Source organism: Paenibacillus dendritiformis (assembly GCF_015845845.1).
Classification (GTDB): Bacteria; Bacillota; Bacilli; order Paenibacillales; family Paenibacillaceae; genus Paenibacillus_B; species Paenibacillus_B dendritiformis_C.
The window spans coordinates 1-11,844 of sequence record NZ_LDIG01000232.1 but is presented as its reverse complement, the minus strand read 5'-3'; the positions used below and the strand labels follow the sequence as shown (position 1 = coordinate 11,844).

10 protein-coding genes and 1 pseudogene are annotated in these 11,844 nt (G+C 58.4%); 7 read left to right on the top strand and 4 right to left on the bottom strand.

Annotated features, from left to right (window positions below):
• Positions 1-502, bottom strand: a 502-nt coding sequence (locus ABD76_RS22880; RefSeq protein WP_197256132.1) for an IS630 family transposase, incomplete at its 3' end; no start/stop codon positions are given.
• Between the two features lie 154 nt (positions 503-656).
• Between ABD76_RS22880 and ABD76_RS22875 the strand changes: the two are divergent.
• A pseudogene (locus ABD76_RS22875) lies at positions 657-1,466 on the top strand (NCS2 family permease); the annotation flags it as partial.
• Positions 1,467-1,570: 104 nt separating this feature from the next.
• Here the strand turns inward: ABD76_RS22875 and ABD76_RS22870 are convergent.
• Positions 1,571-2,404, bottom strand: a complete 834-nt coding sequence (locus tag ABD76_RS22870) for an MBL fold metallo-hydrolase (RefSeq protein WP_197259358.1) — start codon at positions 2,402-2,404, stop codon at positions 1,571-1,573.
• A 201-nt stretch (positions 2,405-2,605) separates the two neighbouring features.
• Here ABD76_RS22870 and ABD76_RS22865 point away from each other — a divergent pair, with 201 nt between their 5' ends.
• The 3 genes from ABD76_RS22865 (at position 2,606) to ABD76_RS22855 (ending at position 7,182) form a co-directional block, all read left to right on the top strand.
• Positions 2,606-3,598 carry a hypothetical protein gene (locus tag ABD76_RS22865; protein WP_197259357.1) on the top strand — a complete coding sequence of 331 codons (993 nt, stop codon included), beginning with the start codon at positions 2,606-2,608 and terminating at the stop codon, positions 3,596-3,598.
• A gap of 407 nt (positions 3,599-4,005) precedes the next feature.
• A complete protein-coding gene (locus tag ABD76_RS22860; protein ID WP_197259356.1) occupies positions 4,006-5,799 on the top strand; it encodes a S9 family peptidase in 1,794 nt (597 codons plus the stop codon).
• Between the two features lie 189 nt (positions 5,800-5,988).
• The gene (locus tag ABD76_RS22855) at positions 5,989-7,182 is read left to right on the top strand and encodes a hypothetical protein (protein WP_197259355.1); all 1,194 of its coding nucleotides are present in this window, start codon (positions 5,989-5,991) and stop codon (positions 7,180-7,182) included.
• A gap of 25 nt (positions 7,183-7,207) precedes the next feature.
• Here ABD76_RS22855 and ABD76_RS22850 read toward each other — a convergent pair whose 3' ends face one another.
• Both ABD76_RS22850 and ABD76_RS22845 read right to left on the bottom strand, forming a co-directional pair.
• Entirely contained in the window at positions 7,208-7,741 is a 534-nt protein-coding gene (locus ABD76_RS22850) for a hypothetical protein (protein WP_197259354.1), read from the bottom strand.
• A 152-nt stretch (positions 7,742-7,893) separates the two neighbouring features.
• Entirely contained in the window at positions 7,894-8,547 is a 654-nt protein-coding gene (locus ABD76_RS22845) for a LysE family translocator (protein WP_197259359.1), read from the bottom strand.
• A 118-nt stretch (positions 8,548-8,665) separates the two neighbouring features.
• Between ABD76_RS22845 and pdxR the strand changes: the two genes are divergently transcribed.
• The 3 genes from pdxR to hrpB all read left to right on the top strand — a co-directional run.
• Positions 8,666-10,084: a MocR-like pyridoxine biosynthesis transcription factor PdxR gene (pdxR, locus tag ABD76_RS22840; protein WP_197259353.1), complete on the top strand. Its 1,419-nt coding sequence runs from the start codon at positions 8,666-8,668 to the stop codon at positions 10,082-10,084.
• A gap of 6 nt (positions 10,085-10,090) precedes the next feature.
• Positions 10,091-10,303, top strand: a complete 213-nt coding sequence (locus tag ABD76_RS22835) for a hypothetical protein (protein ID WP_197259352.1) — start codon at positions 10,091-10,093, stop codon at positions 10,301-10,303.
• Positions 10,304-10,596: 293 nt separating this feature from the next.
• Positions 10,597-11,844 (top strand): ATP-dependent helicase HrpB (gene hrpB, locus ABD76_RS22830; protein WP_197259351.1); only part of this gene is annotated, 1,248 nt, incomplete at its 3' end.

The following is an 11,844-nucleotide window of genomic DNA, read 5'->3' as shown; positions in this document are numbered from 1 at the left end:
TTTTTAGAGCCGGAAACGTTTCTTCGACAAACTGTTGTTGTTTAACAGGGTCTGCAGCGGCAAGCGTATACGTCGGTTTCGTATAGCTCATGCCCATATGTTCCATCATCTTCGAAACGCCGCGCAGCGAATAGGTACATCCATACGTACGCTCAATGTAGTCTGCTATCAGTTGCAACGTCCAATTGAATTTGGCGGTGAATCCAACGTCTGCTGGCACCTGGTTCACAATGACTTGCTTCAATGCGTCCCGCTGTTCTTTCGTCAGGCGTGGGGATCGCCCGGGAGAGAATTGCATGGCCAAGCCCGACAACCCTTCTTTTTCATAGGCGCGGATGTAAAGGCGAATAGTTTTCTCCGAACGACAGATGATCGTGGCAATCTCGCGTACAGACTTGCCCATTAATCGTAAACGTACGGTTTGAAGTCGCTCGTACATGCGGCGATCCTTCGTCGTTCTTATTCGTTCTTCAACTGCAGCCAGCGCTTCCTTGTTATCCATCTCATTCACCGCCTCATTCAGGGTATTTCTGAATTCGACAATGATGGGACAAAACCCTCCTGTTATGGAAGTTCAATAGTTTATTCTATATAGACTAACGATTTTCAACAGAGGACGAGATGTGAAGAATGAGTTCCGTATCGACATATTGTTCGTTTTCGGCGATCTGCACCAGCCTGTCACGATATTGACGCTGGCTGGCTTGTTCATCACGCTTATCCTGATGGCCCGCAAGGTGCACGGCGCTTTATTTATCGGCATGGTGCTGACCGCCGTCATCGGTTATTTCATGGGCTTGATGAAGTTCACGGGCGTCGTGGCGCTGCCAGCGGCCCCGGTGTTGTTCGACATCGATATTTCAGGCGTCTTCACGCATGGACTGTATACGGTCGTCTTTGCCTTCCTGCTGGTGACGATCTTCGATACGACCGGCACGATGATCGGCGTCGCGGAGCAGGCGGGCCTGATGAAGGGCAACTCTTTTCCGCGGGCCAAGCAGGCGCTGCTGGCTGACGCCATGGCGACGACGGCAGGCTCGCTGATGGGAACGACCCCGTCCAGCGCCTATGTGGAATCGACGGCGGGCGTGGCCGCAGGGGGGCGCACCGGCTTGACCTCGGCTGTCGTCGCCGGGCTGTTCTTCCTGTCGCTCTTCTTCTCGCCGGTGATCGAAGCGATATCTTCGCTCCCGGCCATTACCGCTCCGGTGCTGATCATTGTCGGCTGCTTCATGATGGAGGGGCTGGCCCGCATCCAATGGAAGCAATTCGATGATGCGTTCCCGGCATTCGCGATTATGATCAGCATGCCGCTGACATCCAGCATCGCGACGGGCATCGCGATCGGCTTCATTACTTATCCGCTTATCAAGCTGTTCAGCGGCAAAGGCCGGCAGGTGCACCCGATTCTCTATGTTTTCGGCGTCATTTTCGCGCTGCAGATGGTATTTTTCCCGGCGCATTGAGCCTGACTGGCGGTTTGAACGGGCTCTCGCCCCGGATTCTATCGCGCCGTTCCTATGAAGGAAGCGGCAGGCCGATCAGGAACGTGAGGGATGACGGCCTGTGTCTATTCCGGGGCCGGCCCCCGGTCGCGCTCCTTTAAGGCCGCGTGGCTCACTTGCAAGGTAACCGTACCGTGCTTGAAGAGGAGAAAAGGCTTGAGCCGATTGACCAAGCTCCGCGGGGAATCGAGCGCTTGCCCGCATGCGGCCTTCAGATCCAGGAGATGACGTTTGCCCATGAAGGGAGCAGGCAGGAAATGACTCCCCAATATCTTGTGACCGGCATAGATGTCGATCATCGCCTGCGCGCTTCGCGCGTAGTCCGGAATGTGGGCGGTTGGGAGATTGGCTACGAGAGGACCGTGATACAGAGCGTCCGCGACAAAGAAATACCCGTTCTCCTCATCCAACAACCCGACATGATCCGCGGAATGCCCCGGCAATGGAATCACATGGAGCTTCCGGTTCCCTAAATCTATCGTCTGACCTGCCTTATACCATTCCTGAATGGGGAAGGAATACCGCTTGAATGACAACCGTAACCGCCAGTGCGGGGTGAACAGGTTGTTTTTCATTTGCTCTCGGTTGATGGGAAGGTCGGTCAGCGCGATATGCTTGAACTCGTGGTTATTGCCGATATGATCGAAATGAGCGTGGGAATTAAACAGGATGACCGGCAGATGGGTGAGCTGTCTGATAAGCGGGGCGATCGTTCTTTTTCCCGAACCGGAATCAAAGAGCAGCGCCCGCTCGGTCCCGATCAGAAGAAATACATTATTTTTTTGATAATAGCGGGGTTCGTGAATCACATACGTTCTCCTGTCCAATGGATCGACCTGGTACCAATTATCATGTAAGGCACGGCCATCCGCTGTGGATGCAGCGCTTCCTCCAGCCATATGAGTCCCTCCTTCTTCTTCCATACGGGGTGCCTGCACGGTTCTTATACATCCGTGGGTTACACTATTCTCTATTAAAATCATATAATGAACAAATATTCATTGTCTAATCCTGTATTTCCTTCGTATAATTAGGAGGGTGGTCAGGGGCGTACGGCGTCCCTGTTCCATGTCCAATAATACATAGGAGGAGACACGACGATGAGATGGACCAAGTGGGTCAAATGGATCGCGCCGCTGTGGATGGCCGCACTGCTGCTAAGCGCCGTACCGGCGCATGCGCAGGCCGAGGAATGGGATTGGGAAGAAGAGAGCGTTGAACTGAATATGGAGGATATCGATGATGCTCTCCTTCAGCGGGTGCGGCAGGAAATGAAGAAGCTCGCGGGGAAAGAGATTGAACTGAGCCATGCATATCAATCAGATGAGATGATCTTTCTTACCGGCGAGAACGAGCACGACTATGCCAGCTTCCTTATCGAGGATATCGATAATTCCTTGTACGTAAGCGCGGCCGCCTCCTATGCGGAAGTGCCGAATAAAGTGAAACAAGCTGCGGAGAAGGCGCTCAAAGCGTTGGACGGAAAGAAAAAATTCAAATTTACCGATGTCGTAAAAGCGAAAGAGGCAGCAGAAACGGGCATCACTTATTATATTAATAGCGATGATGCCAGCGTAGCGGTCGCCAATGGCGCCGTTACCTTCGCCGCGATTGAATACCCGGCGGCCCAAGCCGATAAAAAGGCGTTGGCCCAGGCGCAGGAAGCGCTCAAAGAGATGGCGAAAACGGCGGGCGTGTCCGCTCCGAAGCTGACGGAGGCCATCCGCACGAAAGCCGTGGACGGAGATGTCTGGATGTTCAGCGACGGTGACGGGAAGGCTTCCATTGTCGTAGGGACAAAGACGGGAAAAATATGGAGCGTCTCTCTCATTGACAACAAGCCCATTGATTATGATCAAATGGAAAAACTGGCGAACAAGATGAGCAACGAGAAGAAGATTGCCGCCGTCTCGTCCGTCGTCAAGAAAATTGCGGGAATCGACATGAAAGGGTATTCCGTGTCCTGGAATCCTGACTATCCGAATATGTTTGAATACACGAAGAAAGGCCAGCCATCGATATATGGAGTCATGTCTTCCTCAGGGAAGTTCACAGCCATTCAAATTCAGCCGACCAAAGGCATAGCAGAATAAAACAACCATGGAATGGGCTGCCCGCCCGGCTTGTCATGAGCCGGCGGAGCGGCCTTTTGCGTCTTCCAACGGCGGTCCCGGCGGCGCATGCCGATGATGGTACGCTGATCGGGAGCCCGACGGAAGCGCCTATTGGGCGAAAAAGATAGCCAAGCCCCATCGGAGACCGGCGGTTAAATAAACGGGGTTCCCGCGAACGGAACGGAGCAGCGCTGCGGCATGGAGATTTTCTTATACAGCAACAGGCGATCTGTCTTGATTTGTAAGGGCTGGAGCGGCCTGCGCCATGAGAAGGCCCACTTTACACGGGAGCGGAAATCGGGATATGATGGATGTATTCATATGCCAAACTTTGGAATGCCGTGCAGTTCCATTTCCCGGTTTGGCGCCAAGAAGGAGGGGTTATGATGCTGCAGTTTCCGAAGCCGGATGTAGAGCAGTATTTCCAGACGACGGTCATTCGCCAGTTCGCGGTCAGCCGGGATGAGAGCCGAATCGTGTTCAGCAGCAACCTGAACGGCCATTACAATCTGTGGGCGATAGAGATGGAGGGGACCGCTTTCCCTTACCCGCTGACGTATATCAATCAGGTCAGCAGCTTCATTTCCATCGACCCGGAGCAGCGCCATATTTTGTGCGGCTTCGATCGCGACGGAGACGAGAATTACCACATCTATGCGATTCCGCCGGCCGGAGGCAAGCCGATACCGCTGATCGAGGCGGATGAGAAGGACAAGATGTATTTCGCCCACCTGTCGGAGGACGGGGAGAGATTATATTATTGCACGAGCCGGAATAATCCGAATTTTTTGAACAGCCGCGTATACAATTTGCGGACGAAGCAGGACGAGCTTCTGATTGAGGGACAGGGTGCGGCAACGGATCTGGAGGCGGTCAGTCCGGGCGAGGGCCGCTTCGTCTACGGCCATTCCTATAGCAATACCTATCGCGTCCTCTATGTCCGCACCGAAGAAGGCGATCTTCCGGTGGTACCCGCCGAAGAAGGCGAGGTTCATCGAAGCAGCCGCGCCATCTTTGTGGATGAAGACACGATTGTCTTCGCCACGGATTACAAGGCGGAGTATGCCTACGCCGCATCCTACCATATTCCGAGCCGCCAGTTTTCCGAGCTGTGCCGGATTCCGCGGGAAGGCATCGTCGAGATCAAGTGGCACAAGGACAGCCGGACGCTCTACTTCGTTACGGAAAAAGGCGTGGAGGATCGCCTGTACCGGTTCTCGCTGGATGCGCGGGAATTGGGGCCGATGGAGCTTCCGAACTCGCTTGTCGACCAGATTCATGTCGCCAAATCGGGCACCGTCTACCTGCTCGCCCGCGGAGCCGCATCTCCGGCGAATATTTACAAGCAAGCGGACGGCGGCTGGAAGCAGTTGACCCGGAACCTGCCGACCGGACTGACGCCCGAGCAGATGGTAGAGCCGGAGGTCGTCGCCTATTCCTCCTTCGACGGGATGGAGATAGAGGCGCTGCTGTTCCGGGCGAAGGCAGAAGCGGCCAACGGCTACACGATATTCTGGCCGCATGGCGGTCCGCAGGCAGCGGAGCGCAAGCAGTTCCGCAGCATGTTCCAATACTTCCTCGCCCAGGGCTACCATATCTTCGCTCCGAACTTCAGGGGCAGCACCGGCTACGGCAGCTCGTTCGTGAAGCTGGTCGAGTGCGACTGGGGGGAAGGCCCGCGTCTCGATTGCGTGGCCGGGATGGATTGGCTGTTCGAGCAGGGTATCTCGTCCAGGGATCGCCTGTTCATCGTGGGGGGCAGCTACGGCGGCTATATGACGCTGCTGCTGGCCGGACGCCATGCGGATTATTTCCGGGCGGCGGTCGATATTTTCGGCGTCAGCAATCTGTTCACCTTCTACCATTCGGTTCCGGAGCATTGGAAGCCGATGATGGACCGATGGGTCGGCGAGCCGGAGCGCGATAAAGAGCGCTTCATCAAGGAGTCCCCGATTACTTATCTCGAAGGCATGACGAACCCGATGCTGGTCATCCAGGGCGCGAACGATCCGCGGGTCGTCAAGGCGGAGTCCGACCAGATCGTCGAGCAGCTCCGCCAGCAGGGACGAGATGTCGAGTATATCGTGCTGGACGATGAAGGACACGGATTCACGAAGAAAGAGAACGAAATGCGCGTGTACCGCGCGATCGTCGATTTCCTGCAGCGCCATCAAGGGTAGGCGCAAGCAGCAGACTGTCCCCGAGAGGCCGCAAAGGCCCGGGGACAGTTTTTTGATCGGATGCTAAGAACATTGCGCTTCAGCCCTGATTGATTACAGGAAAAATGGGGTAAGGAACGTATTATTCATGTTTTGCGCCGATGGGTATATGATGGAACATGGAATCGTCTTGGGAAGGGAGATTACAGCTTGAGGACGACGGAACTCATTCATGAACTTCGGCAGCCGAAGATTCAGCCGTGGTATTGGATTTTGATGTGGGAGGCGTACTTCATCGTCGTCCTTGTCGGGCTGGCGATGATGATCGGGCCGTTTCTGCTCCTGTACGGGTGGCGGAACGGCTGGGTATACGCCAGCTTCCTGCTCGCCGTGCCAGGCTTCTTCATCGTGCGCGGCACGGTCCGTCTATGGGCGCAGCAGCTATGGATGAACCGTCATCGCGATACATATCGCCTCTACCCGGAGCGGGTGGAGTATGAGGCATGGGACCTGGCTTCCCGCGAGAAGCGGGAGGGATCGATTGCGCTGGCGGACATTCGGCGCGTCCTGTACGGGTATTCGGTCTTGGAAGGCTATCATCTGTATACGCCGTCCAAGTTCACGGAGCAGGTGCCGCAGTTCGGCATGGTGCGGACCTTGACGCTCGAATACAGCGATGGCTGGAAGCCCGGGAAGCTGTCCATTCCGATGATGCGGAATGACGATATCCTGGCCTGGCTGGCCCAGTTCCGCTCCGGCCATATTCCGCTGTATTTCAGCCAGACGGTTCGCGGGCTGAAAGGCTTGTTCGCCGTTGGACAGGAGGAGCCGATCGAGGAGGATGGCCCGGAATGCGCGGAATCGGCGTGGCCGGAACATATCCATCGAATTGACGACAACTTCCGCCAATACGTGGATAGTCTGGCGCCGGAGGAAGAGGAGGAGCCGGTCCCGGAGGGGGCGTCGGCTTCATCCAACACAAAGACGTATCGGTTCGGCAAGATTGGCTGGGGAGCATACGGGATGCTGCTCGTTCAGGGGGTACTGCTGTACGGCATTTTCGCAGCCGCGGATCAAGGGTATCTTACGGAAGAGATGTACCGGCACGCCGCGTATAAAGCCATCGCCGCCGTCATCATGCTGCTGTTCGGATTCCTTTTCTATCATCGCGTGAGCATCCAGCACTGGATGCAGCTCATCAGCTACCCGCTGTTGAACTTTGCCCTGTACCTGGTGGTCGGGGCCATCCTGTGCGGCGACGAGGGAACGCCGTCTTACGGGGCCTGGGATGAAATCGCCACGGCGGCGCTGCTGTACATCGCGATATCATGGATTCCCTATCTTATCTCCCGGGTTCGGCGGAACCGTGCCGATCAACAACAAGCGGCGCATCCGGGCTTGTAGCTCCGGATGTGCCGCTTCCCGGTGATTAAGGAAGATCGGATTCGTACACAAATTCATATCGATCGACCTCGGTCTCCATCGTCATCCGATCAAGCTCTTTCTTCTCCCCCGGCTTCAGATGAAGTTCCTTGTATGTCTTCTCTTCCAGCATGTTGCCCTGCGCATCATACATTTTCACATAGAGGCTGCCATCGAATGCCTTATTCTCATTATAATTGCCGACATAGACCGTGATCCGGTAATTGTCCTCATCACGGAACGAACCGACCTTCGCGACCATATGATCAACCGGCCGGATCAGATTCAAATCCTTGGTCGTCTCGGCATGCAGGTCATCCAAAGATTGCAGCATCCTCGCTTCCATGTGGTGAGCGTCGTAGGATACGGCATAAATGAAAATGCTGGCGGCCCCGTACAGCACCAGGGCCGCTCCGGCCGAGCTCTTCAGCACGGTCTTGCGATCATAGCCTCCGGCGAGCATGCCGATGACGGCGACGATCCATAAGGCGACTGCGATCCCATGGAACGGCGTCGCAAGCAATTCCGGATAAAAGGTCATAAAGCGGCGTCCTCCCGATACATTGTTTTTACACGCGTTTTTATGTTGTTTACCCGATGCGGGGGCAACCGAATCGTATGCCCCGAGCGCTTTTTCGAACGAGATCAGTGTACATGGAGAACAGCCGGATTGTAAAGAAGGGCAGATTTCCGTTATCCGCGCAGCAGCAGAATGGTTTGTTGAATCGCGCAATAACCGAAGTAGGCGCCGAACCCGATAAGCGACCACCCGGCAATGATCGAGATCCATTTCATCAGGCGGGGGGAGACCGCTCTTCGGCTCAGATGGACGACGAGCGAGACCGAGAAGTCCCACAGGCACACTCCGGCAAAAATCGCGCAGCTTAACCATAGCGCGTGGCCATTCCCCGACGATTCCAGCGTTTTGGTCATGACCGATCCATAGATGCCGATCCAGAACACGATGTTCATCGGATTGGCAATCGCGATAAGGAAGCCGGACAAGAACGACGATCCGACCGGTTCTTTGCGGGCTGAACCGCCGGTATCCCCCGTATCGATGACGGAACGGGCATCGCGGATGCTGTCATACCCGAGCTTCAGCAGCACGCCGCAGCCCAGAAGCCAGATGATCAGCTTCGCCAGCGGCGTCGTTACATAGGCGGCTGCCCCAAAATAAATCAGCAGCATGAACACGACGTCGGCGCACATCGCGCCGATGCCGACGAACCAGGCGTTCCAGAAGCCTCCTCTCAAGCCGGCTTTGATCTGCGCCACATTCACGGGGCCGACCGGGGCCGACAGTGAAATGCCAAGCAGCATATAACTGAACCACATGCTCATCAACGATGTTCCTTTCTCCAGGTAATCAAAGCTTGCGAAGTCTGCTATAATCATAGGCAATCACTGTCCTTGCGATAAGTGACAGTTTTTCTATTCTTGATGGGGACAGAAGGAGGGGCTAATGGTGGACCTGATTCCATACATTGACGAGCAGGCGGGGGAAGCGAAATACGAACAGATCTGCCGGTATATGAAGCGGCAGATTTTGAGCGGCGCCATACCGGCCGGAACGAGGCTGCCTTCGATTCGGCAGCTCGCGGAGAGCCTGCATCTTAGCCGCAATACGGTTGAGGCCGCCTATCAGCAGTTGCAGGCGGAAGGCTATGCCGACAGCCGCCCCCGCGCAGGCTTGTTCGTCTGCGAGCTGGAAAGCGACGCGGAGCTGCCTCCGCCAAGCCGCCATCGGGAAGCATCGCCGCCAGCCGATCCGGCCGCTGCCATGGACTATGAGATTGATTTCCGGCACGGCAATATCGATGTCGGCGGCTTTCCGCTCCCGCTCTGGCGGAAGCTGTCGAACGACGTATGGCGGCTGCTGCCCGTCGAGGCCTTGCAATACGGGGAGCGGCAGGGCGAGCCCGGTCTGCGGAAGCAGATTGCCGCTTATGTGCGCCGGTCGCGGGGAGTGGTCTGCGAACCGGAGCAGGTCGTCATCGGCGCAGGCATTCAGCAGCTTCTGATGCTGATCAGCCAGATGATCGCCAGCGAACGCCGGACGGTCGCGCTCGAGAATCCGGGCTATGACGGCGCTTGGGCGATCTTCCGCAACCACGGGCTGCGCCTTGTCTCCGTTCCGATGGAGCAGGACGGCTTGAACGTCGGTCTGCTGAAGGCGAGCGGCGCGGAGGCGGTCTATATTACGCCGTCCCATCAGTTCCCATGCGGCATGGTCATGCCGGTGGCGAAGCGGCTGCGGCTGCTGCAGTGGGCGGAGGAGCGGGACGGCCTCATCATCGAGGATGACTATGATGGCGAATTCCGGTATCACGCGAAGCCGATTCCGGCGCTGCAAGGCCTGGATTCAGGGGGGAGGGTGATCTATATGGGCACCTTCTCCAAGTCGCTGCTGCCGTCCATCCGCGTCAGCTATATGGTGCTGCCGCCGGCGCTGCTGGAACGGTACCGGAGCGATTTTGCCGTGTATGAGCAGACCGCATCCAAGCTGCATCAACTGACGCTGGAGCGGTTCATGGAGGAAGGGCACTGGGATCGGCATGTCCGGAAAATCCGCAAAATTTACCGCAAAAAGCACGCGGCCCTGCTGGCTGCCGTCAAGCGCACGATGGGCGGACAGGTCCGGGTCATCGGCCAAGATTCCGGGCTTCATGTGCTGCTTCGCGCCGGCAACGGCATGACGGAAGCAGAGCTGCTGCAGGCGGCGGCCCGTGTCGGGGTGAAGGTGTACCCGACCTCGAACTATTGGGGGGAAGGCGCGGACACCGAGGCTCCCACCCTGCTGCTCGGCTTCGGAGGCGTCAGCGAGCACGAGATTGAAGACGGAATCGGCCGGCTGTACGAGGCCTGGTTCGCGAAAGGATGAGGAAGAATGAATAAGGGAATCATCATTCAATCGCCCAAGCTGGAGGTGCGGATGACGGAAGAGCGGGATCTGGCGTTCGTCTTGGAGACCGAGAACGATCCGGATAATCGTCCGTTCATCGGGCAATGGACCGCGGAGCGGCATCGGGCCGCCCTGACCGAAGAGGATGTGCTCCATGCCGTATCAGCGACAAGCAGGGCGCTCCGGCGGGGTACATGATTGTGACGGGGTGGCATCCTGCCTGTGTTCGTTGCAGTCGTTGAGAAGCGTTGCCGACTGGAGCCGGATCTAGAGCCATAGCGCAACTCCCGACCTGTCTAGCTCCCCCGCCGCATTGCCAACCGCGCCGTCTCTCATCTATGATGGACGAAGGGAAGACGGGACTGGGACAGGAACTGTCGTGTACTGCCCCCGCCGCAGGAGTACGGCCTCATGTGCCGTTCTTCTGCATGGGTCACGATGCCGATTGACCCGGCCGTGAACAGAATCAGACATGGAGTTGGAGTGGAAGAATGGTGGAGCAACAGAACCGATTGCCGATAGAGAATGCCCTGCCCGCGCTGAAGGAGGCTCTGCACGCCGGGGGCGGGGCGGTGCTCGTCGCCGAGCCGGGGGCGGGCAAGACGACGCGCGTGCCGCTGGCGCTGCTGGACGAGCCCTGGCTTCGCGGCCAGCGCATCGTGATGCTGGAGCCGCGGCGGCTGGCGGCCCGTTCGGCCGCCCGCTATATGGCGCGGGCGATGGGGGAGAAGGCCGGCGAGACCGTGGGCTACCGGGTCCGCCTCGATACGAAGGTGAGCGCCGCGACGCGGGTGGAAGTCATCACGGAGGGCGTCCTGACCCGGATGCTGCAGGACGATCCGGCGCTGGAGGGGGTGGGCCTGCTCATCTTCGATGAGTTCCATGAGCGGCATCTCGACGCCGATCTCGGCCTGGCGCTGGCGCTCGAATCGCAAGCGCTGCTGCGCGGCGATCTGCGTATCCTTGTCATGTCCGCCACGCTGGAGGCCGAGCCGGTCGCCGCCCTGCTGGGCGGGGTGCCCGTCATCCATAGCCCGGGGCGGACGTATCCGGTAGATACGCATTATGCCCCGCAGCCGGAGAGCGTGCCGCTTGAACGGGCGGTCGCCCGCACGATCGCCGCGGCGCTCCAGCGCCATGACGGCGACCTCATGGCGTTCCTGCCCGGCGCGGGCGAGATTCGCCGCACGGAGGAGGCGCTTCATGCGGAACTGCGGTCGAACGGCATGGACGGGCGGGTGCGGATCGCCCCGCTGTTCGGCCAGCTCTCGGCCGAAGCGCAGGACGCCGCGATCGCGCCCGGAACGGACGGCCGGCGCAAGGTCGTGCTCGCCACGGCGCTGGCCGAGACGAGCTTGACGGTGGAAGGCGTCCGCATCGTCGTCGACAGCGGCCTTATGCGCGTGCCGCGCTTCTCGCCGCGCACCGGGATGACGCGTCTGGAGACGGTCCCCGTCTCCCGCGCGTCCGCCGATCAGCGGCGCGGCCGGGCCGGACGGCTGGGCCCCGGCGTCTGCTACCGGCTCTGGCCGGAAGCGCGCCACGCCCAGCTTCCGGCGCAGAACAAGCCGGAAATTCTGGACGCGGATCTGGCCCCGCTCGTGCTGGAGCTCGCGGCCTGGGGCACCGCCGCCGCCGACCTGCGGTGGCTGACCCCGCCGCCCGCGGCCGCTCTGGCCCAAGGCGCCGATCTGCTTCAACGGCTCGGAGCCTTGACGCCGGCCGGGGCTTTGACGGCG

Coding starts and splice junctions, on each gene's coding strand:
- pdxR (WP_197259353.1), top strand. CDS start 8,666: ATGGTGGACCTGATTCCATACATTGACGAGCAGGCGGGGGAAGCGAAA.
- ABD76_RS22860 (WP_197259356.1), top strand. CDS start 4,006: ATGCTGCAGTTTCCGAAGCCGGATGTAGAGCAGTATTTCCAGACGACG.
- ABD76_RS22865 (WP_197259357.1), top strand. CDS start 2,606: ATGAGATGGACCAAGTGGGTCAAATGGATCGCGCCGCTGTGGATGGCC.
- ABD76_RS22870 (WP_197259358.1), bottom strand. CDS start 2,404: ATGGCTGGAGGAAGCGCTGCATCCACAGCGGATGGCCGTGCCTTACAT.
- ABD76_RS22850 (WP_197259354.1), bottom strand. CDS start 7,741: ATGACCTTTTATCCGGAATTGCTTGCGACGCCGTTCCATGGGATCGCA.
- ABD76_RS22835 (WP_197259352.1), top strand. CDS start 10,091: ATGAATAAGGGAATCATCATTCAATCGCCCAAGCTGGAGGTGCGGATG.